The organism is Cryobacterium sp. MDB2-A-1 (genome assembly GCF_004402675.1).
GTDB classification, from domain to species: domain Bacteria; phylum Actinomycetota; class Actinomycetes; order Actinomycetales; family Microbacteriaceae; genus Cryobacterium; species Cryobacterium glucosi.
Genome location: NZ_SOFK01000028.1, coordinates 330713 through 354880, shown reverse-complemented (window position 1 = coordinate 354880; position 24168 = coordinate 330713). Strand labels below are relative to the sequence as shown.

At 62.2% G+C, this 24168-nt stretch carries 39 protein-coding genes and 3 tRNA genes; 38 read left to right on the top strand and 4 right to left on the bottom strand.

The genetic code is table 11. From position 1 onward, the window contains the following. Positions 1-11: 11 nt before the first annotated feature. Entirely contained in the window at positions 12-503 is a 492-nt protein-coding gene (locus tag E3O39_RS10935) for a single-stranded DNA-binding protein (protein WP_134447824.1), read from the bottom strand. A gap of 206 nt (positions 504-709) precedes the next feature. Between E3O39_RS10935 and E3O39_RS10930 the strand changes: the two genes are divergently transcribed. The 4 genes from E3O39_RS10930 to E3O39_RS10915 all read left to right on the top strand — a co-directional run bounded on the left by E3O39_RS10930 (position 710) and on the right by E3O39_RS10915 (position 3862). Then, positions 710-1720 carry an aldo/keto reductase gene (locus E3O39_RS10930; protein WP_134447823.1) on the top strand — a complete coding sequence of 337 codons (1011 nt, stop codon included), beginning with the start codon at positions 710-712 and terminating at the stop codon, positions 1718-1720. Beyond that, positions 1721-2674, top strand: a complete 954-nt coding sequence (locus tag E3O39_RS10925; RefSeq protein ID WP_134447821.1) for a DMT family transporter — start codon at positions 1721-1723, stop codon at positions 2672-2674. Between the two features lie 124 nt (positions 2675-2798). After that, positions 2799-3056 (top strand): hypothetical protein, encoded by a 258-nt coding sequence (locus tag E3O39_RS10920; RefSeq protein ID WP_134447819.1) that lies wholly within the window; start codon positions 2799-2801, stop codon positions 3054-3056. 92 nt (positions 3057-3148) lie between these two features. Continuing rightward, a complete protein-coding gene (locus tag E3O39_RS10915; RefSeq protein WP_134447817.1) occupies positions 3149-3862 on the top strand; it encodes a hypothetical protein in 714 nt (237 codons plus the stop codon). 125 nt (positions 3863-3987) lie between these two features. On the opposite strand, the gene nadE is transcribed toward E3O39_RS10915, so the two are convergent. Beyond that, a complete protein-coding gene (gene nadE / locus E3O39_RS10910; RefSeq protein WP_134447815.1) occupies positions 3988-4809 on the bottom strand; it encodes an ammonia-dependent NAD(+) synthetase in 822 nt (273 codons plus the stop codon). Between the two features lie 125 nt (positions 4810-4934). Between nadE and E3O39_RS10905 the strand changes: the two genes are divergently transcribed. Continuing rightward, positions 4935-5615: a VOC family protein gene (locus E3O39_RS10905; RefSeq protein ID WP_134447813.1), complete on the top strand. Its 681-nt coding sequence runs from the start codon at positions 4935-4937 to the stop codon at positions 5613-5615. A gap of 49 nt (positions 5616-5664) precedes the next feature. On the opposite strand, the gene E3O39_RS10900 is transcribed toward E3O39_RS10905, so the two are convergent. Then, positions 5665-5734, bottom strand: a tRNA-Ser gene (locus E3O39_RS10900). Positions 5735-6089: 355 nt separating this feature from the next. Between E3O39_RS10900 and E3O39_RS10895 the strand changes: the two genes are divergently transcribed. The 4 genes from E3O39_RS10895 (at position 6090) to E3O39_RS19870 (ending at position 8264) form a co-directional block, all read left to right on the top strand. Then, entirely contained in the window at positions 6090-6311 is a 222-nt protein-coding gene (locus tag E3O39_RS10895; protein WP_134447811.1) for a hypothetical protein, read from the top strand. Positions 6312-6450: 139 nt separating this feature from the next. Beyond that, positions 6451-6594, top strand: a complete 144-nt coding sequence (locus E3O39_RS18985) for a hypothetical protein (protein WP_166787320.1) — start codon at positions 6451-6453, stop codon at positions 6592-6594. A 110-nt stretch (positions 6595-6704) separates the two neighbouring features. Beyond that, a complete protein-coding gene (locus tag E3O39_RS10890; protein ID WP_166787319.1) occupies positions 6705-7952 on the top strand; it encodes a site-specific integrase in 1248 nt (415 codons plus the stop codon). Positions 7953-8066: 114 nt separating this feature from the next. Continuing rightward, a complete protein-coding gene (locus E3O39_RS19870) occupies positions 8067-8264 on the top strand; it encodes a helix-turn-helix domain-containing protein (RefSeq protein ID WP_370294820.1) in 198 nt (65 codons plus the stop codon). Here the strand turns inward: E3O39_RS19870 and E3O39_RS10885 are convergent. After that, on the bottom strand, positions 8257-8550 hold the full coding sequence (locus tag E3O39_RS10885) for a helix-turn-helix domain-containing protein (RefSeq protein WP_134447807.1): 294 nt from the start codon (positions 8548-8550) through the stop codon (positions 8257-8259). The two genes, E3O39_RS19870 and E3O39_RS10885, sit on opposite strands and share 8 nt — an antisense overlap. Positions 8551-8646: 96 nt before the next feature. Between E3O39_RS10885 and E3O39_RS10880 the strand changes: the two genes are divergently transcribed. The 29 genes from E3O39_RS10880 to E3O39_RS10745 all read left to right on the top strand — a co-directional run bounded on the left by E3O39_RS10880 (position 8647) and on the right by E3O39_RS10745 (position 23985). Next, positions 8647-8880: a helix-turn-helix domain-containing protein gene (locus E3O39_RS10880; protein ID WP_134447805.1), complete on the top strand. Its 234-nt coding sequence runs from the start codon at positions 8647-8649 to the stop codon at positions 8878-8880. Beyond that, positions 8877-9065, top strand: a complete 189-nt coding sequence (locus E3O39_RS10875) for a hypothetical protein (RefSeq protein WP_134447803.1) — start codon at positions 8877-8879, stop codon at positions 9063-9065. The genes E3O39_RS10880 and E3O39_RS10875 overlap by 4 nt, the downstream gene beginning before the upstream one ends. Beyond that, a complete protein-coding gene (locus E3O39_RS10870; RefSeq protein ID WP_134447801.1) occupies positions 9062-9265 on the top strand; it encodes a hypothetical protein in 204 nt (67 codons plus the stop codon). Before E3O39_RS10875 ends, E3O39_RS10870 begins: the two co-directional genes overlap by 4 nt. A 250-nt stretch (positions 9266-9515) precedes the next feature. Then, positions 9516-9586, top strand: a tRNA-OTHER gene (locus tag E3O39_RS18980). 26 nt (positions 9587-9612) lie between these two features. Next, positions 9613-10086, top strand: a complete 474-nt coding sequence (locus tag E3O39_RS10865) for a hypothetical protein (protein ID WP_134447799.1) — start codon at positions 9613-9615, stop codon at positions 10084-10086. Then, on the top strand, positions 10064-10465 hold the full coding sequence (locus tag E3O39_RS10860; protein ID WP_134447797.1) for a hypothetical protein: 402 nt from the start codon (positions 10064-10066) through the stop codon (positions 10463-10465). Before E3O39_RS10865 ends, E3O39_RS10860 begins: the two co-directional genes overlap by 23 nt. Beyond that, the gene (locus tag E3O39_RS10855) at positions 10462-10677 is read left to right on the top strand and encodes a hypothetical protein (protein ID WP_134447795.1); all 216 of its coding nucleotides are present in this window, start codon (positions 10462-10464) and stop codon (positions 10675-10677) included. The genes E3O39_RS10860 and E3O39_RS10855 overlap by 4 nt, the downstream gene beginning before the upstream one ends. A 151-nt stretch (positions 10678-10828) precedes the next feature. Next, positions 10829-11152: a hypothetical protein gene (locus E3O39_RS10850; RefSeq protein ID WP_134447793.1), complete on the top strand. Its 324-nt coding sequence runs from the start codon at positions 10829-10831 to the stop codon at positions 11150-11152. Positions 11153-11356: 204 nt separating this feature from the next. Then, positions 11357-11686 carry a hypothetical protein gene (locus tag E3O39_RS10845; protein WP_134447792.1) on the top strand — a complete coding sequence of 110 codons (330 nt, stop codon included), beginning with the start codon at positions 11357-11359 and terminating at the stop codon, positions 11684-11686. Beyond that, entirely contained in the window at positions 11683-11955 is a 273-nt protein-coding gene (locus E3O39_RS10840) for a hypothetical protein (protein ID WP_134447790.1), read from the top strand. Before E3O39_RS10845 ends, E3O39_RS10840 begins: the two co-directional genes overlap by 4 nt. Further along, complete coding sequence (locus E3O39_RS10835; RefSeq protein WP_198413424.1) at positions 11952-12539, top strand: RNA ligase family protein; 588 nt, start codon at positions 11952-11954, stop codon at positions 12537-12539. Before E3O39_RS10840 ends, E3O39_RS10835 begins: the two co-directional genes overlap by 4 nt. Continuing rightward, on the top strand, positions 12536-12745 hold the full coding sequence (locus E3O39_RS10830) for a hypothetical protein (protein WP_134447788.1): 210 nt from the start codon (positions 12536-12538) through the stop codon (positions 12743-12745). Before E3O39_RS10835 ends, E3O39_RS10830 begins: the two co-directional genes overlap by 4 nt. After that, positions 12739-12891, top strand: coding sequence for a hypothetical protein (locus E3O39_RS18975; protein ID WP_166787318.1), 153 nt, complete (start codon positions 12739-12741; stop codon positions 12889-12891). Before E3O39_RS10830 ends, E3O39_RS18975 begins: the two co-directional genes overlap by 7 nt. Then, a complete protein-coding gene (locus E3O39_RS10825) occupies positions 12888-13163 on the top strand; it encodes a hypothetical protein (protein ID WP_134447786.1) in 276 nt (91 codons plus the stop codon). Before E3O39_RS18975 ends, E3O39_RS10825 begins: the two co-directional genes overlap by 4 nt. Further along, entirely contained in the window at positions 13160-13567 is a 408-nt protein-coding gene (locus E3O39_RS10820) for a hypothetical protein (RefSeq protein WP_134447784.1), read from the top strand. The genes E3O39_RS10825 and E3O39_RS10820 overlap by 4 nt, the downstream gene beginning before the upstream one ends. Beyond that, positions 13564-13977 carry a hypothetical protein gene (locus E3O39_RS10815; RefSeq protein WP_134447783.1) on the top strand — a complete coding sequence of 138 codons (414 nt, stop codon included), beginning with the start codon at positions 13564-13566 and terminating at the stop codon, positions 13975-13977. Before E3O39_RS10820 ends, E3O39_RS10815 begins: the two co-directional genes overlap by 4 nt. After that, entirely contained in the window at positions 13974-14648 is a 675-nt protein-coding gene (locus E3O39_RS10810) for a YqaJ viral recombinase family protein (RefSeq protein ID WP_134447781.1), read from the top strand. Before E3O39_RS10815 ends, E3O39_RS10810 begins: the two co-directional genes overlap by 4 nt. Position 14649: 1 nt before the next feature. Next, a complete protein-coding gene (locus E3O39_RS10805) occupies positions 14650-14955 on the top strand; it encodes a hypothetical protein (RefSeq protein WP_134447779.1) in 306 nt (101 codons plus the stop codon). Positions 14956-14960: 5 nt separating this feature from the next. Then, positions 14961-15533 carry a hypothetical protein gene (locus E3O39_RS10800; RefSeq protein WP_134447777.1) on the top strand — a complete coding sequence of 191 codons (573 nt, stop codon included), beginning with the start codon at positions 14961-14963 and terminating at the stop codon, positions 15531-15533. Continuing rightward, the gene (locus E3O39_RS10795; protein WP_134447775.1) at positions 15530-16834 is read left to right on the top strand and encodes a DNA cytosine methyltransferase; all 1305 of its coding nucleotides are present in this window, start codon (positions 15530-15532) and stop codon (positions 16832-16834) included. The genes E3O39_RS10800 and E3O39_RS10795 overlap by 4 nt, the downstream gene beginning before the upstream one ends. A 30-nt stretch (positions 16835-16864) precedes the next feature. Then, entirely contained in the window at positions 16865-17644 is a 780-nt protein-coding gene (locus E3O39_RS10790; protein WP_134447773.1) for a hypothetical protein, read from the top strand. Further along, a complete protein-coding gene (locus E3O39_RS10785; RefSeq protein WP_134447771.1) occupies positions 17641-18075 on the top strand; it encodes a hypothetical protein in 435 nt (144 codons plus the stop codon). The genes E3O39_RS10790 and E3O39_RS10785 overlap by 4 nt, the downstream gene beginning before the upstream one ends. A gap of 213 nt (positions 18076-18288) precedes the next feature. After that, positions 18289-18477, top strand: a complete 189-nt coding sequence (locus tag E3O39_RS10780; RefSeq protein ID WP_134447769.1) for a hypothetical protein — start codon at positions 18289-18291, stop codon at positions 18475-18477. A 2-nt stretch (positions 18478-18479) separates the two neighbouring features. After that, entirely contained in the window at positions 18480-18995 is a 516-nt protein-coding gene (locus E3O39_RS10775) for a single-stranded DNA-binding protein (protein ID WP_134447767.1), read from the top strand. Positions 18996-19439: 444 nt separating this feature from the next. After that, a complete protein-coding gene (locus tag E3O39_RS10770; protein WP_134447765.1) occupies positions 19440-20372 on the top strand; it encodes a hypothetical protein in 933 nt (310 codons plus the stop codon). 316 nt (positions 20373-20688) lie between these two features. Beyond that, the gene (locus tag E3O39_RS10765; RefSeq protein WP_134447763.1) at positions 20689-20907 is read left to right on the top strand and encodes a DUF3039 domain-containing protein; all 219 of its coding nucleotides are present in this window, start codon (positions 20689-20691) and stop codon (positions 20905-20907) included. Positions 20908-20976: 69 nt separating this feature from the next. Continuing rightward, positions 20977-21732: a hypothetical protein gene (locus E3O39_RS10760; protein ID WP_134447761.1), complete on the top strand. Its 756-nt coding sequence runs from the start codon at positions 20977-20979 to the stop codon at positions 21730-21732. A gap of 575 nt (positions 21733-22307) precedes the next feature. Beyond that, positions 22308-22380, top strand: a tRNA-Trp gene (locus tag E3O39_RS10750). A gap of 312 nt (positions 22381-22692) precedes the next feature. Beyond that, on the top strand, positions 22693-23985 hold the full coding sequence (locus E3O39_RS10745) for a hypothetical protein (RefSeq protein ID WP_134447757.1): 1293 nt from the start codon (positions 22693-22695) through the stop codon (positions 23983-23985). Positions 23986-24168: the final 183 nt, after the last annotated feature.

The following is a 24168-nucleotide window of genomic DNA, read 5'->3' as shown; positions in this document are numbered from 1 at the left end:
TGCCATCGAGTCTAAACCGACCGCACGGCCGACTCGCCAGTGACGACGGTCGTGACACCGGCGGGCGGGACTGTCTCGCCGGAGGAAGCGCCCGACGCGCCGGCCGGATCCGGCGCAGTCGGGAGCCCCCGGACCGCGGCCGCGTCCGTGACCGGGCGCAGGTAGTTCGTCGTGCACCAGGACAGGTCGTGGCCGACCGCCTCGGCCTCGACCTCGACGGAGGTGCCGGATCGTTCGGCGTTCTGCCACGCCCGCACCCGAAGCTGCCCGGCGACGAGGACATGCTCGCCCTTCCGCACCGAACGCACGACGTTGTGCGCAAGGTGACGGAATGCGGTCACGGTGTACCAGTTCGTGTCGGCGTCGACCCAGCTGTGCAGGGTCCGGTCGTACCGGCGCTGCCCGGAGGCCAGCCTGAAGGAGGTGATCGCGAGGCCTGCGCTCGTCACGAGGTGGCGCGGCGTCGTCGCCACGATTCCGGTCACGGTAATGCTGTTGCTCATGGGTCTCCCGTCCTGGTCGTCGCCGGACGCTCGCCCGGCGTCGGCCCGGGGGCGACGCTCGTGCCTGTCTCCGACGCCCCCGGGTCACCCCCGAGTGTGCGGCCGCGTGCGCGAGGACGGTCCGCGGCATCCCTGTGCGGGGAAAACGCCACGGAACGGATGTCTGTTGAGGAGGGGACCCTCCCCTGCGGCCCTAGAGTGATTCCATGAGCTTTGTCGCCGCTGAGAACCGCTATTCGGACATGACCTATCGCCGGACCGGACGGAGCGGCCTCAAGCTCCCTTCCCTGTCGCTCGGCCTCTGGCACAACTTCGGAAACGAACGCCCCATCGACACCCAGCGGGCCATCCTCCGCAGGGCCTTCGACCTCGGCGTCACCCACTTCGACCTCGCCAACAACTACGGCCCGCCGTATGGGGCTGCCGAAACCAACTTCGGCCGGGTCTTCGCGGAGGACTTCAGGCCGTACCGCGACGAGATCATCGTGTCGAGCAAAGCCGGGTACGACATGTGGGCGGGACCATACGGCGACTTCGGTTCGCGCAAGTACCTGCTGTCGTCCCTCGACCAGAGCCTCGGGCGCCTCGGCCTCGACTACGTGGACATCTTCTACTCGCACCGTCCAGACCCGGAGACCCCGATCGAGGAGACGATGGGCGCCCTCGCGACCGCCGTCCAGCAGGGCAAGGCGCTCTACGTCGGCGTGTCCAACTACTCCCCTGAGGAGACCAGGGCCGCTGCCGCCGCACTCGCCGAGCACAGGATCCCGCTCCTCATCCACCAGCCGCGGTATTCCATGTTCGACCGGCACATCGAGGACGGCCTCTTCCCCGTGCTCGACGAGCTCGGCATCGGCAGCATCGTCTTCTCCCCCCTCGCCCAGGGTCTCCTCACCGACCGCTACCTCGGCGGGAGTGTCCCGGAGGGCTCTCGCGCGGCGACGAGCCGTTTCCTTTCGGAGAACGCCCTGACGGACACCTATTTCGAGCGGGCAAGGGCCCTCAACGAGATCGCGCTCGGCCGGGGCCAGACCCTCGCCCAGCTGGCGGTGACCTGGATCCTGCGTCAGCCGCAGGTGACGAGCGTGCTCGTCGGGGCAAGCAGCGTTCACCAGCTCGAACAGACCGTCGCCGCCCTCGACGCGCCGGCTCTCAGCGAGGCCGAGATCACCGGCATCGAACCGTTCGCGGTGCACGGCACCGGCCGGGACTCCTGATTGGGGTATCTGTACGCGCTCCTCGCGTCCCTGCTCTTCGGGCTCAACGGCTCGACGACGAAGGTCATCGTTGAGGCGGGGCTGTCCCCTGCGCAGCTGACCTTCGTCAGGGTCACGGTGATCATGGCGCTCGCGGGCGCCGTCCTGCTCGTGACGAACCGGCGGGCATTCCGCATCGACAGGAGCCAGCTCGCCGTCATGGCGCTGCTCGGCGTCGCCGGGGTCGCACTCATCCAGTGGTTCTACGCCGTCGCGATCAGCCTGCTCCCCGTCGGGATCGCGCTCATGCTCGAGTACTCCGGGGTGCTCCTGATCGCCCTCGTGGCGCGTTTCGTGTTCAAGGAGCGCGTCAAGCCACGAATCTGGTGGGCGATCGGGGGCGTCCTCGTGGGCATGGCCATCGTCGCGCAGATCTGGGCGAGCCCGCTGTCGACGCTCGGGGTCGTCGCCGGCGTCGCGGCGGCGATCTGCCTCGCGATCTACTTCCTCGTCGGAGAGCGCCAGGTCGCAACCTCCTCGCCCCTCGCCGTCGCGTTCTGGTCGATGCTGTTCGCGAGCGCCTTCTGGCTGCTGTTCAGCGGATGGTGGCAGATCGACCCCGCACTCCTCACGGAAACCGTGCACCTGCACGGCAACCTCGCGACCGTGGCAGCTCCGCTCTGGACACTCCTGCTCTGGAATGGGGTGCTCGGCTCCTTCGCCCCGTACCTGCTCTCGTATATGGCCCTCGCCCGCCTGACCGCGACGGCTGCGGGCATCGTGTCCGCGTCTGAGGTCATCTTCGCGTTCGCCTTCGCATTCCTCTGGCTCGGGGAAACACTCGACGGCGTCCAGGCGTTCGGCGCACTGCTCGTCCTCGCTGGAATCGTGGTGGCGCAGACGGCGCGGGCCAACCGCCCCGTTGACCTGGACCTGGCCGGTCCCGGAGTCACCGGCGCCATCCAGCTGCCTTAGCGCTCCTGACGTCCTCGTTTACCGGTGCCGACCGGGCAGCCGGTCGAATGTCGGGGGTCCCCCGTAGCGTGCTGAGCACAGCACCAGCCACCCGAGACCCCGCCACCCGGCACCGGAGGACCCCATGACCGACACCCCGTTCCTGGCCCCGCTTCGAGCCGCTCTCCCCGAGGTCGCGTCCGTTCGCGGCCTCGCCCTCGTCCCGGTGAAAGACGGTCTCTGGCGGGTCACCGGCCGTTCGGGCGCCGTCCTCGGCCACATCGAACGCAAGCTCGACGACCGCGGAGAGTCCTTCGCGGCCCGGCGGCTGCTCCCGGCCACCCGCACCCTCGATCTGGGCACCTTCTGGCAGCTGGCGGATGCCGCGGACTGCTTCCGCTAGCCCGCCGTGGCCACGGTGAGATATCCGACCACATTGAGGCACGCCGTCGGCAAAGCCGTCCAACCCGCCGCGCTCAGGATAAAGTGCCGCACATGACGTGGTGGAATAGTTTCGTATCCTGGCTCACGGCAGCCAGCAACCAGACCGTGGTGAACACAGCCGTAGTGTTCATTGTCGCGATCCTGATCGCCGGCGTTCTCACGGCCCTGATCGGGCGCGGCGCCATCAAGCAGCTCCTCGTCCAGCACGACAGGGAACTCAAGGCTGCGGCCATCGGCGCCCTCATCGATGCCGCGACCGAGGCATCCGTCTGGAATTCGCTCACCCCGCAGGAACAGGTCATGGCGGACCGTGCCGTCGGCCAGGCCGACATCCAGGTTCGCCTGCTTCCGATTCCCGGCGCCGGCGTCGCGGCCAACTGGGCCTCGCACCAGCTCAACGAGCTCAAGCGCACCTCGGCGACCTTCGGCTACCAGCTCGAGCCCGCCCTGCTGGAGTTCCGCGATCGACTGATCGAGTGGCAGGACAAGCCCCGCCGTACCCGCAAGGTGTTCCAGAGCGACCTCGACCGGTGGAAGACGCAGAACTCCACCTCGGAATCCAGCCTTCTCGCCCAGCAGGATGCGTGGGCAGCCCAGCAGCACCACGACCAGTTCAACGAGGCCCTTCCGGCAGCGCCCGTCCCCGCAACGCCCACGCCGAGTGTGCACGCGGCGAGCCAGTCCACGCCGTCGACGGAGACCCAGCGCCTCCTCGACGATGTCCAGGCCCTCGAGGTGCGTCCGGCACCGATCAACCACCCGTAGTCAGGCAGCCGTAGTCAGGCAGTAGCTCAGGTCAGGCAGTACCGCAGATCGCCCGGAGCATTCGATGCTCCGGGCGATTCGTGCTTAACGGCGTCCGGCGGGACGTACTGCAGGTGCCACGGGGCTCAGCGCCACCACTGGTCGAAGAGGGATGCCGGAACCTGGCGCTTGTGCTCCGTGTTCAGGAACCGTGCCTCGATCGCCGCAGCGACCTCCTCGTCGACGGGGAGGCCCTCGAGGTAGTCGTCGATCTGCTCGTAGCGCAGGCCGAGGTTGTCCTCATCGGTCTGGCCGGGATTGCCGTCGAGCAGGTCGGCCGTCGGCGCCTTGAGGTAGAGGTGCTTCGGCGCCCCGAGTTCGATGAGGAGCGCCCTGCCCTGGCGCTTGGTCAGGCCGGTGAGCGGCAGCACGTCCGCGCCGCCGTCCCCGTACTTGGTGAAGAAGCCCGTGACGGCCTCTGCGGCGTGATCGGTGCCGATCACGAGGAGTCCGCGCGCCCCGGCGATGGCGTACTGGGCGACCATCCGCTCCCTGGCCTTGGTGTTGCCCTTGTCGAAGTCAGGCAGGGTCTCGCCGGTGCTGTCCTCGTATTCGGCCGCGATGCCGTCGACCGCGCGCTGCACGTTGAAGGTGAGCGCGGTGTGCGGCTGGATGAAGTCGAGCGCGAGTTCGCCATCGGCGTCATCGTGCTGCACGGCATACGGCAACCGTACGGCGACGAACTCAAATTCCTGTCCGGCGTCGTCGAGCTCCTCGATTGCGATCTGGGCCAGTCGCCCGGCGAGGGAGGAGTCCTGTCCACCGCTGACGCCGAGGATCAGCCCCTTCGCACCCGAGCCCACCAGGTACTCCTTGAGAAAGTCCACCCGTCGTCGAATCTCGGTAGCCGGATCAATTGTCGGTGACACATGCAGTTCGGCGATGATGCGCGCCTGAAGTTCTCCCATGCATCGAATCTATCAAAACGGCCGGCCCGGCCGCCCGGCGAGAGGTGCTTTGTTCAGCGGCGTTTGTTCAGCGGGGTGTGTCCGGCGGGCTTTGTTTCATCCACGCGGAGGTTTTGACTGGAGCCATGCAGATCACGAAGGTGTCCGCGCGCATTCGGGACACGAGCGAAGCAGCGGAATTCTTCGAGAACGTCCTCCTCCTCACGGTCGACAGGACGGTCGCCAGGGAACCGACCACGATTGAGGTGCGCATCGGGACGACCCTGCTCGAACTCTCTGAGGACCAGGACGCCGTCGGCCGGCACCACCTGGCCGTCACGATCCCCTCCAACACGTTCGCAGCAGCCCGGCAGTGGCTCGAGCCCCGATCCGCCCTGATCGGCACTCCCGATGCCGACGAGTTCGAGTTCGCAGCCTGGAACGCCCGCTCGCTCTACTTCACCGGGCCGGACCGCTCGGTCCTCGAGTTCATCGTCCGTCGCGACCTCGACAACAACACCCGCGGCGCATTCACGAGCGCCGACCTGCTCTGCATCAGCGAGGTCGGCGTCGCGACGGACGACGTGCTTGCGACGGCCGAATTCCTGAAGACCGAAGCGGATGTCCGGCCGTACGCCGGTGAGCCCGGCCGCAGCTTCGCACCGGTCGGAGACACCGACGGCCTGCTGATCCTCGTCTCACCCGGCCGTCCCTGGTTTCCCACCACGGACCGCGGGGCGTCAAGCGGGCCGATCCTGGTCGAGGCCACGGGACCCCGGCCGGGAGAGTACCCGCTGGGCGCCGGAAGCCTGCTCCGGATCCGATGAATGGGTGTCGTGGCATCCGCTGCGCGGAAATGCCGTGCGTGGTGTGGTGTGGTGCCCCCGGTTGGAATCGAACCAACGACAAGCGGATTAGAAGCTCGCTTGTTACTGGTTTAGGGGGCAATGATTCACCGGCCACCCGTATAAACACGGGACCCAATCCTGAGTATGCGAACCTAATCCGTATATAGCTAGGCTTACGTTTAGGCTAACGTCGTGCTACGGTTCAAGTACAGCAACAAAGAAGGCCCCACGGACGTAGGAATCCGTGAGGCCAGTCCCATCCAATCGCTAGAAGAGGACGGAACATCATGATCGTATCAACCGATTTGCGCAGAAGACACACCCCGCTCGGCGCGCTGACAAGCGCGGAATGGGTTGCACATTCGAGAAGACTTCCCGGGGTTGCGCGGCCCCCCATCATGTTGAAGGTCGCGCAGATGATGAACGAAGCGAACGAGAGTCGGGAGAAATAAAATGGATGAAAAATTGGCAGTCGCCGAAGTGGTCATCACTCGATACAAGCAGTACAAGATGCCCAATAGGTCCGCCATGTACGCATGGAAATGGATCTACTACTACACCGCTGAGGACCAGCCAGAAGTCTCCTATGGCACTGGCCTGGTTGAGATGCGCCGTTGGCTCAAGGGGAAGTACCCTAGTACGTCAATCCGATGCGCATGGCAGGCCACCCTGTGACCGCCGAAGTGCACGAGGCATACCGGGCATGGTGCGAGTCGTGCACATGGTTCGGCGACTACCGCAACGGGTTCGAAGGGCGTGAGGTTGCTGCGGCCGATAAGGACGCGCACGATGCGAGCGAGCATGGGGGCAAGGCGTGAGCGACGGGTTGACGCCCATCCAGGCCGACTACTTCCGAACCCTCGAGCGCATGGACATCAGCCCCCGGTTCCGGCGCAGCATCGAGACAACCAAGGACGAGTTGCGCGCCGAGAATGCAACCCCCAAGGCCACCGAGTGACCCCGCCCAACGCTCGACCCAAGGGTGCCGAAGGGCCAGCAGAGAAGAAGACCCGCCGTCCCAGGGGGGAGCCTCGACCGTACCAGCGCGCATCCGATGGAATGTGGTGCGTGCCCGTCGAGCTCCCCTCCCGTGACGGCACACGCCGGCGCAAGGTCCTCGTCGCGAAGACTGAGGGTGCGGCGAAGGAGAAGGCGAAAACCGCCAGGCGCGACTATCTCAAGAACGGCGATCTCTCAACGTCGAGCGTCACCGTCGAGAAGTGGATGAACATCTGGTTTGACACCATCGCGCTCAAGAAGATCGCCCCACGCACGGCAAGCTCGTACCGGGGACAGATCAACAACTACGTCATCCCCGCGATCGGCAAGGTCCGACTGGACAAGTTGACGGCCGTTCACATCTACCGGGTGGCCGACTACATCACCTCGAAGCCGAAAGATCCGAAAGACCCGAGCAAGGGTTTCCTGTCCTCGACTACGGCGATGAACACGCACCGGATGTTGGCCGTCGCACTTGACTATGCCGAACGCGAATCACGCATCACGAAGAACCCCGCCAAGCTCGCTGACGCCCCACGTAAGGCCGTGGGAAACCTTGGCGTAATGACCGCCGCTGACGGCGTGAAAGTCCTACAGGCGATAGCTGGCGACCGGCTCGGGTCACGCTGGGCGACGGCGCTACTCACTGGGGCGCGGCAAGGCGAAGTGATCGGGTTGGAACTCGACCGCGTAACCGATGTCCTCGACCTGTCGTGGCAGTTGCAGCGCATCACGTGGGAACATGGGTGCGGCAGCAGTTGTGGACGCAAGCGCGGCACCGACTGCCCGCAACGGAAGATCACGCACCCCGCAGACTGGGAATACCGGCGACTCGGCACCACCGGACTCTGCCTCACCCGCCCGAAGTCGGCGGCAGGCTGGCGGATCATCCCCCTTGTGGAACCGCTCCGAACCATCATCGAACGACGCATCGCCGTAGCCGCGACGGAACCCAACCCGCACGGCCTGCTGTGGACCCAAGATCCCAAGCTGAACAAGGGCGGTGCGAAAGGCACACTGCGCACCCGGCAACCACTCGACGGCGCACCACTCGACCCGTCACAGGACAACCTCGCATGGCACGCCGTACTCAAACGCGCAGGGGTCGGAAGCTTCCCGCTACACGCTGCACGACACACCACCGCATCCCTGCTACTCGAGGCCAACGTGCCCGAAGCGATCATCATGAAGATCCTCGGACACAACTCCTACGCCGTCACCCGCGCCTACCAGACCGTCGACCGGACGCAGCTAGACAAGGCGCTGACGGCAATCTCCGCGCTTATGCCCTTGGACGCACCCCCAGTTCAGGGCTAGACGCATCTAAAACCCTGATCGGGGGTCCCCTTTAATGAGGACTACACACGTTCGAGTGTCGGAGCGGGGCCATAGCCTATAAGCACCCCGCGCCGAGACCTCGCCGGGGAACCATTGGGGAACACATTGCAAAGAATTGGGTACAGCTTTACCGACGCTGCTAAAGCTGCTGGTGTCCGCAAGCAGGACATCGCCCGTGCGATCAAGACCGGCAAGCTGCTGGCACACCGAATCGATAACGCAGTCGTGATCCTCGGAACGGACATCCAGGCGTGGATCGAATCGAACCCGCCCGAGAACATGACTAGGTGAGCGAATCCCCAACCCAGTCGTCGCCTAGTTGGCGGTCAGCAGCGTGCGAGTCTGCATCCCGAAGTACTTCAACGAAGTCAAGCCCGAGCGCCCAAACCAACTTGTCGAACTGCTCGATATCTATTTGCTTCTGTCCGTTGAGTATTCCGGATAGCTGGGTTGTGGATATTCCCGTTGCTGCCGCCAGTTGCCCTTGTAGCAACCGGTGGCGCGCGAGTTCTGCGCGCAGTATCCCTGCGACCTCTTGCGTGAGTGGTCCTGGTGTGGGTTTCGTTCCTTTAGCCATGCCCAAATTATGCCCCGATTGGGGACTGTGGGCAAGATTTGGGAAAAAAGGGACAAAACGGTTTGACAAGTTCCTATTTAGGGTTACTGTTCTTACATGGGAATCAACACAGACAGAAGAAGCCGGATCACCTCCGAGCTTCGCGCCGAGATAGCACGCCAGGCTGTTCCAACAGTCGCCGTTGCGAAAGCAGCTGGCATCACAGTTAAGACACTCAGGAGACGCCTCGACGGCGGCAAGGCATTCAATCTGGATGAACTTGCCGCCGTGTGCTCCTTCCTCAACGTTCCTCTGGTCGAGTTCATCTCCCGGACGGATGTTGCAGCATGACCACCAGCGACCGCGTTATCGCACGCATGCGGGTCAATGAGTCCGAAGTTGCTGACAACCTGCACGCATCGGTTGAGCGCATCATCGAAGTAACCAGCCCCAAGCGCTACGCAGTCCCCCTCGAAGTAAGCGGAGACGCCCTCGCTCGTGCTCGCCGAAACATCCGGCTTGAGGTCACGGCATGAACGCCCAATCATCCCCGACCCCCATCGCATACGACGTGGAAGGTGCGGCCCGCGCTGTGGGCCTGTCCGTGTTCCCGATCAAACAGGCAATCGCCAGCGGGGATCTGACAGCCCGTTACTCCAAGTCAAAGCGCCTCATCGGCCACGACGAACTCGTGGACTGGTTCAACCACCTCCCCGTGGACCGTCCCACCTCATAACCCCTCAGCCCCCGTCGCTTTCGCCGGCGTCCGGGGTTCTGGTTTGCCGAACCTAAAACGGCTCGGGCCGCCTGCATTCCTGGGGCGCGACCGCACGCACATTGAGAACTCAACAGCGATACCCCGAAGAAATGAAGGGGTGCCCGCCGCATAGCAAAGCGGTAGGGGGCGGATCTGGAATTCCGCGTTGGGACCGACTAAGCCTCGGGGACCAACAGGCGCGGGTGGCGTCGATTGTAACCACCCATCTGGACGGGTAGCCCAACGGTAGAGGCGCGCTGATAAGGCACCACAGTGCAGGTTCGATTCCTGCCCCGTCCACTCAACCAACAGAGAGAAGGCACGAGATGAATGAGCTAAATGAACGAATCGATGCCGTTGTTATCTCCGGCACTTTTACCCATGAGGATGCGCAAGACCTTCCGTTCCTTTTGGAATGTGCGAGGAGATACATCGCGGTCGAGCATCGCAAACGAGAGCGGGCGAGCAATCGCAGTGTGGAGCAGTACGCGAAGGTTCGCACGGAGCACAAGGCGCGGTTGGTCACGAAGGTCAACGCGATTGTGGCTGAGGCTGCGAAGTACTTGCACGCGGAGTGGAGCCGCGAACTTCTCGGCTCCACGTTCTCGCTCGGGGATGGAACGCGAGTCGCGTGGGCTGATGCAACCGCTGAACAGCACGCAGACCGGGCGCAGATGTTGGAGGGCATGGCTGCCGGGGATTTGCAGACCGCATCCATCCACCGCCGTGCAATCCAGGACTTGACCGCGTGCAAGGTTTCGACGTTAGGAGATCTGGATGTCCTCGCTGCTGCTGCTTGACGCGGGGTTGCAGCCATTCGCAGATCAGATCGTCGACGAGATCCTTGCGGCCGAGCGCGAGATCCGTCTCGAGTGTAAACGAGCCGAATATGCCACCAACTTCTACGCCAATCGCGAGTTCGAACGCGCTCGCAAGCGCGCACATTACGTCGCCAATCGTGACGCTGAAAGCACGCGGAACCACGAGCGCTATCTCCTAAATCGCGACTCGATAGTTGCGAGGCACAAGGAGTATGTGCGGGCAAATCGCGAGTTCGAACGCGCTCGACAGAAGGCCTACTTCATTGCCAATCGAGCTGCGCTCAATGCAAAGAAGAACGCACGCCGAGCCGCCGCCAAAGCCGCACTAACCAACCCCAACCCAAAGGAAACGAAATGACAGGCACGACAAGCCCCGAAGCACCGTCCGCGAACGACTTGGCAATCAGGGGGCTAACGCGCCTCTCGGAAGATGCGCGAAGGGATGTGGAGTGGGCGCAGGAGGAGATGGAAGCCGCATCTAAAGAATTCTTGCGGGGCATTGAGCGCTTCCGGGGTGCAGCCGATCGGATCAAGAGCTACAAATCCGCAATCGCGGCACTGAAGGAGTAGCACCACCCGCCCCTGAGTCGCACTCGGGATTGTCTGCGTTCGATTCGCAGCAGGGGCACTCAGCTGGTCGGGTCGCCTCCCATACCTATGTGGCGGGGACCTGTTTAGGCCCGACCAGCTAACACCTACAACCCACACGGAAGGCCGCACCATGCACGAGTTCGCAATGTCTAATCACGCACTGTCTCGAGCCGTTGATATGGCGGTCGATGCTGACGAAATCATTGACGCGATCGAGAGGCCGCGCGAATCATTTTGGTCGGATCGCACCAATTCGGAGTGGCGCACACGGGGCCGCATCACCGTGTGTGTTGTGCAAGATCCGGGCGGGCAGATCGTCGCCACGACAATCCTGTGGTCGAAGCCGTCCGGTTGGGCTGCTGATGCCGAGTGGGAGCTTCCTGAGGGCCGCACCATGACCGATTGGAGCGGCACCAGAGCGATGGCCAAAGCACGCAAACGAAACCGCCGATAGAAGGAGCACGAAATGGAATCACCGTTCGGAGCAAATGTGAAAACCCCCAGCGGATACGGGGTCATCGTGTCCGTCTCGAAAACGCACTACGGGGTGAAGTTGGCAAGCGACGAGGTTGTCTACTTCGCCCGCGCACTAATCGCCCTCTAACACGAAAACGGCCCCCTGCGCGAACAGGGGGCCGACTAACTGAAAGGAACTGCAATGAGCACTAAAACAGTATCGCGTCCGAAGCGAAGAGTCACCCAGCCACCAACGAGCATCGAAGCCGCCGCATCCATGAGCGAGGTCGCATTGTCGGCGCTGCAGACGTGGGTGCTCGCAGCTTTGGAACGCAAGGCAATGACGGATAGCGAACTGGTCAAGCGGCACCAGGCGGCATTCAAGAAGAACGATATCGCAACCAACGCAACACCGCAGCGAGTACGCACCGTCCGCAAGGAACTCGAAAAACTCAAACTCGTCGCGGCTACTGGCGAGTTCCGCAAGACGCCACTCATGAACCGCACGCAGGTATGGGGGGTCACATCATGACGAACCATGGCCCATCTCACGGTGACATCTACCACCGCCCGCACGCTTTCGCATGGATCACCGAAGACCCCGACCCGCAACTGTCGCAACTTGACGTGTGGGACATGCCCGAAACCCCGAAACAGCAACATGAACGGTATCTGATGAGCGAGCCAAGACGTGAAACATTCGTGCGCAAGACCAGTTGGACGCCGGGGTTATTCCTGCTGGCGATGACCGGGATTGCGATGATGTTCGGGCTCGTCGTGTTGATTGCGTTCGCGCTGTGAGCGCAATCGAGTTCGAAGCATTCCCGAAGATCGCCCGCTTGAACCGGGGCATGGTCGTTACCGAGAAGATCGATGGAACCAACGCCGCCGTGGTCATCACCGAAGACGGCGAGATTGGGGCGCAGTCGAGAAGCCGCCTGGTCACCCCCGAGGCTGACAACTACGGGTTCGCCGGTTGGGTGCAGCGCAATGCCAACCCGCTAGTCGAGATCCTGGGGCCGGGCCGACACTTCGGCGAGTGGTGGGGCTCAGGAATCCAGCGCAAGTACGGGCTGAGTGGCGGCGACAAGAGATTCAGCCTGTTCAATCGGGGGCGCTGGGCTGAAACCGATCTGTCGCCCGTTGCCGGACTCGGGATCGTTCCCCTGCTCCACGCGGGTCCGTTCGATGTCGCCACGATCAACGCGCTCGTGTATCGCCTGGGACACGACGGTTCAGTAGCCGCCCCGGGCTTCATGCGCCCTGAGGGTGTCGTTGTCTGGCAGGCCGCAAGCCGAACCATGTTCAAGGTCACTGTGGACGGCGACGATGCACCCAAAGGTGCGGCCGGTCACGCCCTCGACATTGAGCCGGTGGCCGCATGACTTCCGGCGAGAACGTGACCCGTTACACCGTCAACACGTACTGCACAGCCCCGGTAACACTCATGGGTTTCGACCTCGAATGCAACTGGGACGGCGACGTTGACGTGTACGTGGACAGCGACAACACGGCCGTCTTCACATGCGGCAACGGACACCGGAACGACACCACGTGGGATGCGCTGTACGGGGATGAACCGCCGTGCTGACCTTCCGCCTCTGCCTACTCGGTATCGCCCTCGCAATCGTCGGCATCTTCACCAGCACCGAACTCATGGCCGCAGGAATCATCCTCGCCGTCATCGCATACACCGCGCTCGTACTGAGCCACATCGATACAAGGAGCCACGAATGACCGACATCCAGAGCACCCCCGAAGACCGCCGCGCAGTCCTCGGCTGGGACTTCAACAGCGACACCACGCCCGAAGCGTTGGCCGCATGGGAGGCATACGAGGAACTCCCGATCAACGCCGCATGGATTGGCACCGGTGCCGAACAGGACGCGTTCACCGCTGGCTACGACGCAAGACCCGTGATCAACCCAGTCGGCGACAACCTCGACCGCATCGCCGACGCACTCGAAGACATCGCCGCGTTCCACCGTGGGATCAAGGCGAACCGATGAACGGGGTGCCGATCAAACGGGAAGACATCAAGGCCGGGGATCGCTTCACGGTCACCCATTGGTACACGGCAAGCGTAGACCTCACGACCAACGTGGACACAGACGCTACCTACGAACTGATCGAGCGGCCCGTGGTGCTGCCAGTGGTCCCCGGCGTCTATGAGGACTCAAAGAGCAACCTGTGGCGGCTGCACTTCGGGTCAGAGGACGTGCCTCAAGAGTGGACCCTCAACGATGCCTTCGTAACAGACCAGGTAGCCCGCCAATACGCCCCCTTCAAACCGCTCCGTCCGGTTGCCGAGGTAGCCGCCGAAGTGCTGGCCGACGTGCGGAAGAACCTGTCTGCTCGGGTTGCATTCATGGCTGACATCGACGCGATCGAAACCAAGTGGGTCAAGTCGTGACCGCCGACTACAGCGTGCTTCCCGCCCGAGTCGAACCGGAACCGTTCTCAACCACGCTGCGATTCGACTACATGGTTCCCCCTCTCCACGCAAACAAGAAGTGGAAGCACTGGGCACCGAAAGCAGCAATGACCAAATCGGTTCGACTCGCATCGAAGCTCTCCGCTAGCCGAATCCCCGAGCTGGGCAAGTGTCGCGTGACCTTGACCTGGTTCGTGGTCGATAAGCGCGTGCGTGACGTTGACAACCTGTGGCCGCTCGTCAAGGCCCTATGTGACGGCCTCGTGGACGCGGGGATTGTGCGAGACGACCGACCCGAATTCATGGAAAAACCGGCACCCATCATCCAGTGGTTGCCCAAGACGGAAGGTCCCGCGCGTATGGAACTGAGAATCGAGCAGATCGCATGACGCTGGTCATCTACGAGACCTTGGAGCAGGGCAGTGACGCGTGGCTCGCTGCACGATGCGGGCTGGTTACCGCGTCGACCATCAGCAAGCTCATCACGGCCACGCTCAAGGTCGCCGAGAACGAAACGTCGCGCGGCCTCACACTCACCCTCGCCGCCGAACGCATGACTGGATTTGTTGAGTACGTGCACCCATCCTTCGAGATGCAGCGCGGAACCGACGATGAGCCCATGGCCCGCGACATGTATGCCGAGCACTACGCAGCCGTCGAGCAGGTTGGATTCATGACCCGCGACTTCGGCAGCTTCGTGGCGGGGTACTCACCGGACGGGCTGGTTGGTGATGAGGGTCTGATCGAGATCAAATCGCGCAAAGCCAAAGAGCACATGAAAACGGTTCTCGCCAACCAGCCGCCCGCCGAGAACGTTGGGCAGTTGCAAATGGCACTGCTCATTTCGGGTCGGCCCTGGATCGATTACCTGTCGTTCTCATCGGGCCTCGAGCTTTGGGACAAGCGCGTCTACCCCGACCCGCTCTGGCAGGCAGCAATCCTCGACGCGCTCAAGGCGTTCGAGGAGAACGCGGCCCGGATGATCGACGCATACAAGACAGCAACGGACGGCAAGCCTGTTGCGCCACGGATTGACCACTACGAAGAAATGAGTTTCTGATATGGGCGAAGTAGCCGAAGAAATCACCATCACCATTCCCGTCTCTGAGGCGGCCAAGCGTCACATCGAAACCTTGCAGGCCACGCTCACGAAGCGAAACACGCAGATCGAATACCTGGCCGCGCGCCTCGAAGAAGCGTCGGCGGGCGAACCAAACCAGAAGGCATTGCAAAAGGAATACAAGCGCGGGTGGCAGGACGCGGCAAACCAGCTAATGAGCGCCACCCAGTCCGCAGCACAGGCACTCGGGAAAGTCCGCAAAGACGCATTCGATATCTACCTACAGAGCGAGAAACGAGATTTCTGATGGACATGACTCAAAGCATCGCCCCGAAGACAGACCAGATAAATGCCGCAGATCTCGTGTCCGGCCCCATCACCGTGACCATCAACAGAGTTACCGAGGGACCGCCCGAGCAGCCATTCAACTTCCACATGGAAGAGACGCCCGGACGCGCTTACCGCCCGTCGAAGTCGATGCGAAGGGTGATGGTTGCCGCATGGGGATCGAACCCCGCAGCGTACGTCGGACACAGCCTCACGATCTACCGCAACCCGGACACCAAGTTCGGGAAGGAGCGGTTGGGTGGAATCGAAATCAGCCACATGTCGCACATCAGCAAGCCGACCACCGTGGCGCTGACCGTCACCCGAGGCAAGCGCGCACCATTCACCGTCAAGCCCCTCGCAACCACCGCCCCCACTCCCCCAGCCGACACCTCAGGTCGAGAGTGGCTGACCGAACTCACCCTGGCAGCCGACAACCTCGACGCCGTATCCGCGTTGTTCGCAGCAGCCAAGCAAGCACACGCGCCCGCTGAGACTGTTGCGGCCATCCGGGCCGTGGGGAAGCGGATCAGCGACGCGGGGAAAGCGGGCGAATGACACCCCGAATCGGTGAACTGTTCGCCGGCTATGGGGGCCTCGGGATGGGCGTGCAGTCGGTCATCGGCGGTGAGGTCGTGTGGTTCTCGGAGTTCGACGCGGCCCCATCCAAGATCCTCGCGCACCACTTCCCCGGCGTCCCGAATCACGGCGACATCACCAAAATCGACTGGTCAACGGTCGAGCCGGTAGACGTACTCACGGGCGGTTTTCCATGCCAGGACGTATCCCTTGCTGGTGCGCGCGCTGGCCTCATGGACGGCACCCGTTCTGGGCTGTGGTCCGAGTTCGCCAAAGCAATCGACGCGCTCCGTCCGGGGCTCGTTGTGATCGAGAACGTGCGCGGGCTGTTGTCCGCGAAAACGATGGAGGACATCGATGAAGAAATTGGCGATTTGGAGTCCGACCCGGCAGGTCTGGGAGAACTGGGATGGGGAGATCGACCTGTTCTCAACGCATTCGGACGTGTACTCGGAGACTTGGCCGAGCTCGGGTATGACGCGCAATGGGTGGGCCTACGAGCTGCCGATGCCGGCGCTCCCCACGGTCGATACCGAGTCTTCATTGTTGCGCACCCCCATGGCTGCGGAGGCGGATGGTGGGCCGCGGAATCCGAGCAGGCCGAAAGCGACAATGCGCCTCTCGGATCAGGTCGCGGAGCAGCTGACGCTACTCAAGACCCCGACGTCACAACTCGCGATCAACGGCGGGAGCCAGCACCCGGACAAGCGGAAGGCGGGCGGGCACGGGCCGACGCTCGCGGACGAAGTGGAGCACCTTCTCCCGACACCGGTAGTGACGGACTCTGCGGGGACACGGAACGCGACAGCGGTCCGGCGAAACCCGGACTCGAAGCACCACGGCGGGTACACCCTGACGGATGTACTGCTGCCGACACCGGCCGCGATGAATCCGAACGATGGGGAGGGGCTGGAGACGTGGGAGGCCAGGCGAGCCCGCGTAAAAGCAAGGGGGATCAACGGGAATGGGTTCGGGAAGCCGCTGTCGATAGCGGCTCAGGAACTGGCGCGATCCAATGGGGAGCATTTGAGCCCGCCATTGCCCGTTGGGAATTGGTCACCGGAAGACGAGCTCCCGATCCCACCCAAGGGGACGGGAGAGATGGTAGTCACCGTCTCAGTGCACTTTTCGTCGAATTCATGATGGGCCTCCCCGTGGGCCACGTCACGAACCCTGCTATCGGATTGACACGCAATGAGCAACTCAAGGCGCTCGGTAACGGTGTCGTCTGGCAGCAGGCGGCACTCGCGGTCCGAACACTCATGGAGCGCACCGCATGACCCCCAACACAATCGAAAGGAGGTGGCCCCGTGGCAAGACCAAAGTCAAACGGTCCATACGCCCCACTCTCGGCGACGTACTACAGAGATGACGCGATCCTGGCGGCGGGCGAACAGGCGGAATTACTGTTTGTCAGGTGCCTCGCATTCCTTGCCGACTCCGCTTCTGACGGGTACATAACCGACCGTCAAATGCGTCTCGTTGTCGGCATGGGGATGCGCAACGTGTCGGGTAGGTGCGCCCGTCTGGTCGAGTTGGGGTTGCTCACGTGCATAGATGATGCGTACTTGGTGCGAGGTTGGCTCAAGTGGAACAAATCTACGGACGAAATAGGCAAGTACTTGAAGCGGGACAGGGAGCGTAAATCCGCGGTAAAAGGGGATAATTCCGCGCGGAATGACGACGGAATCCGAACGGATTCCGCGCCCCAAATCAATACAAATCAAATCACTACACATCAAATCAATACACAAACAAACAATGCGCTTGATGATGCGTTCGATGATGCCTATTCCCATTGGCCCAAAAAGGTCGAACGGAAGACAGCCCTCGAGAGATTCAAGGTCGCAGCCAAACACCTGCCGACCCCCGAACTCGTCGCCCACATCATCCAGTTCGGGGATGCCTACGCAGCCACGACGACAACCCAGTTCACCCCAGCTCTGGGCGTGTGGATCGGCAAGGAGCGATGGACGGACGCGCTGCCCAGCGCGAACACCACCGAGCGCAAACAGACGCGCACCGAGCAGAACATCGATTTCGTCGCGCAACTCGCACGGGAACAACAGCAAAGGGAGATTGAACGATGAACATGGTCGAGGTTGGGCAGGTCCTAACGATCGCAAGCGGGTTCGACCGGTTCATCACGGTTGACCGGGTAACGACGAGCGCATGGTTCCTTGTGCTCTCGGGTGTCGATTTCGAGGAAGCCAAGGTGGCAACTGTCGCGCACTTCATCGGACCGCAGGCGAAGGAGATTTTCAGCGTCCGGCACATCCTGGCTGCTGTTGCCGATGCGGGCAGGAACGCGCCGGCTGCTATCGAGGCTGACGTGCGCTCGGCTAAGGCGCGCGGGCTGGTTGCAGTGTCGTGGCCAAGTAGGGAGCGTCTGCCCGAGCTGGTTCGGGATGCGTTGTTCACGTTGCGTGAACGGGAGCGCAGGTCGGCGGCGGAAATGTTCGACCAGGACCAGATCGCGGGTTCGCCTGTCGATGTCGGCACTGTTGGCCGGCGCGCATGACCCCCTACGTCGAAACCTCATCCGATACCGGGTTCACCGTTTTCATCGCCTTGTGTGAGGCGGCTGCACGTCGCGCACCCGATGAGTGGCTCTTGGACCAGATGCCGCAGCGACCACCGAACGAGTACGGCCGATGACAAGGCAAGCACGAACGACTATCGCCGCGGCCATTGGGTCACGGCGCACAAACGAGAAGAAATGGGAATAAGCAACATGGCAAACGACAAACTGACCGTCGAGCAGGTCAAGGAAGACATTCACTTCGCCAACGAGATCGCCACTGAATTCGGCTACGAGATCAACGGTGACGGAACCCTCATCGGCATCCAGTACGGGGACAAGGGCCACGTCATCGCGACATACATCATCGACATCACGGTCACCGAAGAAACGAGCAACTGAACATGGCAAACGAAACTGTAATCACGATCATCGGCAACCTAACCAGCGATCCCGAGTTGAGATACACGAGCGGTGGTCTCGCAGTCGCAAACTTCACGATCGCCTCGACCCCACGCAACTTCGACAAGGCGAGCAACGAGTGGAAGGACAGTGACGCACTCTTCCTCCGCGCGTCGGTCTGGCGCGAATTCGCCGAGCATGTCGCGGGTTCGCTCACGAAGGGTTCTCGCGTCGTCGCAACGGGTCGCCTCAAGCAGAAAAGCTACGAGACGAAGGAGGGCGAGAAGCGTTCCAGTTTTGAGCTCGAAATCGATGACATCGGCCCGTCGCTGAAATATGCGACCGCATCCCTCACCCGTGCATCGTCCAGTGGTGGCAGCGCGGGGCACGGCGGGGGTGCCAGCGCGTCGGGAGATGAACCGTGGGCAACCGCTGCTCCGAGTGGGCCAAGCGCTCAGCCGGGCGCTGGTGACGTTTGGAATACGCTGGGCGACTTCACGGATGGGACACCTTTCTGATGGCCGCTGAACTTGGACCGGTCACTATAATCGCGGGCGGAATCACCCTCACCCTGCAACCCAAAATTCCATGTGGCGACAACCCAGCGTTCTATGCGGCTCAGGTTGAGATGCAGCTCAAAGATGTTGCACAGCTAGCGCGCAAGATTCTTGAGGCCGGAACCGGAACACGCCAGTTCAACGAAGACGGATCCCGGGACGCAGCCTAATGCCCGCCTACATCGCAGGCAGCATCGCCAACTCCCACCTCCCGTCACAAGGCAGGAATGAGCCGAACACCGAGCATCGATGTGCGCGCTGCTATGGGCCGTACGGAAAGAGCGCCATACGTTGCGCCAATGAACCGCTGACGACAAAGGAGCGCGCAATGGCATGGGTTGCCAAGCGGGCCGAGATGAAGGAGCAGGGCAATCCGATGAACAGTGACACAGGGGACGACGAATCATGAGCAACGACAAGATGGCCAGATTGCAGAACGCGGTGACGGAGCTCGCCGGATGGTCGGGCAACGACATCGCCGGGCTGATCGAAGACGGGCTGATCGAAGACGGAGACCTCGAAGCCGAATCCCTTCCCACCCCTCCCGCAGACGCGGTTAAACGCGACCCCGATGCTCGCGATCCGGAGTGGATAGTACAGCAGCGCATTGCTGGGTGGCCTGAGATGCACCCTGAGGACTTCTGCCACAGGTGTGGAACTCGCAACATGCTCTGGGCGGCCGCGACCCGTGAGGTCTGGTTGGCTGGAACCTCGAAATGGGCGGCGGAGACCGGACGTGAGGGTATCTGCTGCCCTCGGTGCTTCGCTGATATGCACGCCGATCAGACTGGCCACAGCACGACCTGGATGTTTTCGCCGCATGTCGCCACCCCTCCCGCAGGAGAGCAGAACGAGGAGCCATACCCCGGATGTGCGGGCGATGGGGACTGCCCCGCACCCGCGCACCAGCACGGATGCTTTGCAGACCTCGTGGGCCACTGCAACGAGCCAGAAGCTCACGTCGAGGCCGCAGGAGAGCCGGAACGGGAAGCGCTGGCGAAGAGCGACCTGATCGTTGCGGCGACAGAATGGCTCGACTCACTTGACCGTGATACCAGCGCCGAAGACGAGGTGGATGCCTCGATTCTTGAAGACCTGATCAAGGGCTGCCGGCGAGAGCCTGAGCCGCGAGAGGTCACGACGGTCGAGTACGAAACCGCGACCACGACCGGCCCGCGCAAGAGTTGGGACCGCAGCATCGACGACCCACCCGACGATCGCGAGGGTTGGGAACTCGACCCGACGAAGGGCAGGCCGGGAGAGTCGTGGGATCGATTCGACTACCACGAGGAGCGCTACTGGCGTCGTCTGGTCACCCCCAGTACGGAGCAGCCCTGATGGCCGGGGCCACGTACGTCTGCGGGATGGATGACCGACCGGGACCGCGCGACGAATGCCCGGACCCGTTGCACGACCACCCGTTGCCGAGCGGCTACAACAGTGCGGCCGAAGCGGCACGTGTGCGCCTGGCCAAAGGGTGGCAGAACGTCCGCTGTTCGACATGCGGTCTCTACGGCTGGGTGACGGGGTGGGCGGCGAACGCGGAACCCCCCACCATCCCCTCTCACCCGTCGCCTGAGCGCATCCCGGGCGAATCTGACACAGCTACACCCATGGAGCGTCAAACAGGCGCAGAAACGAACGGAGAGCGCGCATGAGTGACGTACTCGAACGGACCAAGCCAGTCACCACGGACACTGGCGACCATGACACCTGCTCGCACTACTTCGAGAAGACCGACCTCGACAAGGCGTGGATCCACGGCAACCCCATCGAAGCGCTCTGCGGCAAATGGGACGTACCCATGAAAGACCCCACCCGATACCCAGTGTGCGGAACATGCAAAAACATCATCGGAAGGATGAAGCCATGAGCGGCAGACAGCCCGACTACGTACTCACAAACGACGTGCCGGAATGGCTCACAGAGCAGGAGGCGTGCCATGAGTGAACAACCCGAACCATTCCCCTGCGCGAGAGGTTGCACCTGGGACCCCATCGACGACGAACCCCCGAGGCCGAAAGGTGCGCGCCACGGCATCCTCTGTGACTCGTGCTTCTACCGGATCCGGGCGGCACTGAAACTGGTCCCGGATCTCATGGCGAACATGCGGGCGCAACTGTTCAGCCTCGGCGCTGCCGACTACTCCGAACGCGTATCGGGTGGTGGTGGAGAGTCGCCGGCACCCTTGAATATTGGGCCACTCGACGCCTCGGACGCTCTCTTCGCCAAGCTGTTGTCATGGTGCACCGTATTTGCTGCTGAACTGCACGTCGCCCCACCTGCCGTCCCATCATGGGCAAACAGTCACGAGGTGCAAGGGTCCAAGCCCGTATCGGTGGAGGCTGCGCACCTATACGCATCATGGCTGTGCGACTGGCTGCTTGACCGGGCCGAAGATGTCGCACAATCAGTATCCGCGGCCGCCTACCACGACGACCTCACGGCGGGGCACGAGGATGCGCGAGGCGTGTTCACGCTTTCGGCAATGTACGGCGTCGAAGCTCGACCCACTCGACCCGCAGACAAGCGTGATTGCGAGGTCTGCGGTGAGCGGGAAATCTTCGTGAAGCCACCAGACCTACTCGACCCCGAGGTGGCCGTAATGTGCGGCCGTTGCGCTCACGTCGTCGAACCGAACACCGATGCGTTCACCAAGTACCTCGAAGCAATAGCCAAACTCCAGGAGGTAGCGTGATCGTAGACCAGCCGAACTACACCATCAAGGCCGCCGCCGTTCGTACGGGCCGTACAACCCGGACGATCAGCCAATGGATTCACGATGGGATGGCGTGTCGAAACATCAACGGGATCATTCTTATCGAGCACACGGTGCTACTCGCCCGGTTCCGCCTCAAGGCCACCGCAAACCCAAGTGTGAAGAACGGGACAACTCGCCGAGAGAAGAGTTGCACGACTTCATAGTCAGGCACTATGCTATGCATTAGGCACAATCCGTCCCCCGGAGAGTGTCTATATTTTTGAGCAAGAGAGGGCCGTCACCCAACCGTGACGGCCCTTTTTTGCGTTAACTTTCCAGTTCGCTCACACCCCGCAACCAAACCAGCCCCAAGAGGGCAACACCGGGCGAGTGCAGCGACTGGGATGACTTGCCACTGGCTCAGGTCAGATGCTCCATCCCCGAGCTCAGGGGTGGCAAGAAACGAGCGCACGAGAGCGCCTAACAGGCATCGTGCACAAATACGGCCATTTCCGTTCGTCGGTGTCGCCGTCATAGAACAGTGTTGTCCCGTGCTGGCATAACGGGGCTTATGGGACATGGTGCAAATGGCAAGCACGGCGGTCTCCAAAACCGCAGATCGAGGTTCGATTCCTCGTGGCTCAGCTAGTGGAGGCTACTGGTTGGTACAAGGGCATGTTCCCTAAACGTGCAGCCAAACAGCAAGGCGGGTGATGGGCGGGGTAACCGTTCCTGAGGACTGACCTAACTGGTGGCTTAAGAACGAGGCGACGCTACGCGCCTACTCCACTTTCACTTCCGCGTTTCGCCCGCACCCCCGAAAGGCTACGACCTCACCCACAGACGCTGAACACGTCGCGAGTCGGTGAGCGAGTCCTGGCCTACGCCCACAAAGGCGAGTGGCATGCGGGCGAGACGCGGAACCTTCATATGCGCAAATCAACGATAGGGGCCTAATTGTCGCTGCTCGATGATGCGCTTTACATGGTCGACCTGAACGACCGCGAGTTAACCGCTGTTGCCATTGCATCCAAATGGAACCTCGGAAATTCGACGGTCAAAGATCACCGCAAGAAAATTGGCGTTGTGCACATCGCACCAGGCGCAACAATGCCCGGCGACACCAACGAAGACTCGTCAGACGGCTCCAAATCAGTTACCGCAGTTCGCAGCCGGCCAATCACCCTCGACGATGCACGCGCATGGATTCGCTCATCAGGTGACAAGCCCGAGGATTACACGCTCAGCATCAAATCCATTGCGTACGGGCTCGACATGTTCTCAAACAAGATGTCAGCCACGCCGAAACACGGCATCAACACTGAGCGCACCGAATACGGCATCGACCCGGTTGGCATCCTCGCTCAGCTCCGACTTGAATCATCGATCACAGTCGGCCCTTACACCTTTGAGATCGACGGCGACTCATCGGCGTTCTGTATCACCATCAACGACGTGCAGCTCGGCCAGTCATACAACGGCGGCTCGGCTGCAACGATCGCCAACTTCTACCGGTTCGTCGAACTGGCCAAAGAACGCATCTACGAGCTGCGTCTAATCGGCCGCAAGCTCGAGGGCCTAGTCATCGTTATCGGCGGCGACCTCGTAGAAGGCTGTGTCATCTACCCGAACCAGTCATTTAGCCTCGACCTCGACCGCAAACAGCAGATCGAAGGGGTTGTGGCGCTGATCCTCCACGCGCTCGACTCCCTCGCCCCGCTATTCGAGTGGGTCAAGGTTTTGGCGTGCAAGGGCAACCACGGCGAACACCGCATCAACGGCAAGATGACAACACTCGCAGACAACGACGACACGCACTGTGTCGAGATGGCCAAGCTCGCACTCGCCCGCGACCCCAACATGCAGCACATTGAGTGGATCATTGCCGAAGAAGAAGCTGCCGTCTGGACCGAGGTTCACGGCTGGACGCTCGTAACAACTCACGGCGACGTGTTCGCAAAGGGTGTTAGCGGGGCAACCACGGAACGCAAGGCTCACGCCTGGTTCAAGAACATGGCCGCAGCAGTCAAGCGTTTCGGGCGCATCGGTCAGGCCGACGTGCTCATCACACACCACTTCCACCACGGCGAGGGCAAAGACTGGGGTGACACGCTTTGGCGGCAAACACCGTCACAGGATCGTGGATCTCCCGGCTTCTCTCAGGCATCAGGCACCTACTCAGAACCCGGAATGCTCACATGGGTAATGACGCCCACGAGCCGCTACAAAGACGAGGCTGTTCTCGTATAGCCCCAACGCTAAGGAACAGCAATGGCACCCGACACTGACCTATCCACCATTAATGGGATTGAGGTTACGCGAGAAGAAGCTGCTGCTGCGTTGGCTGAAGCGTTCGTGATTATGGCGTCGCTTAGGATAGCCCGGGCCAAGGAGTAGACATGCCAATCTCGCCACCCAGTCTCTGCACTAACC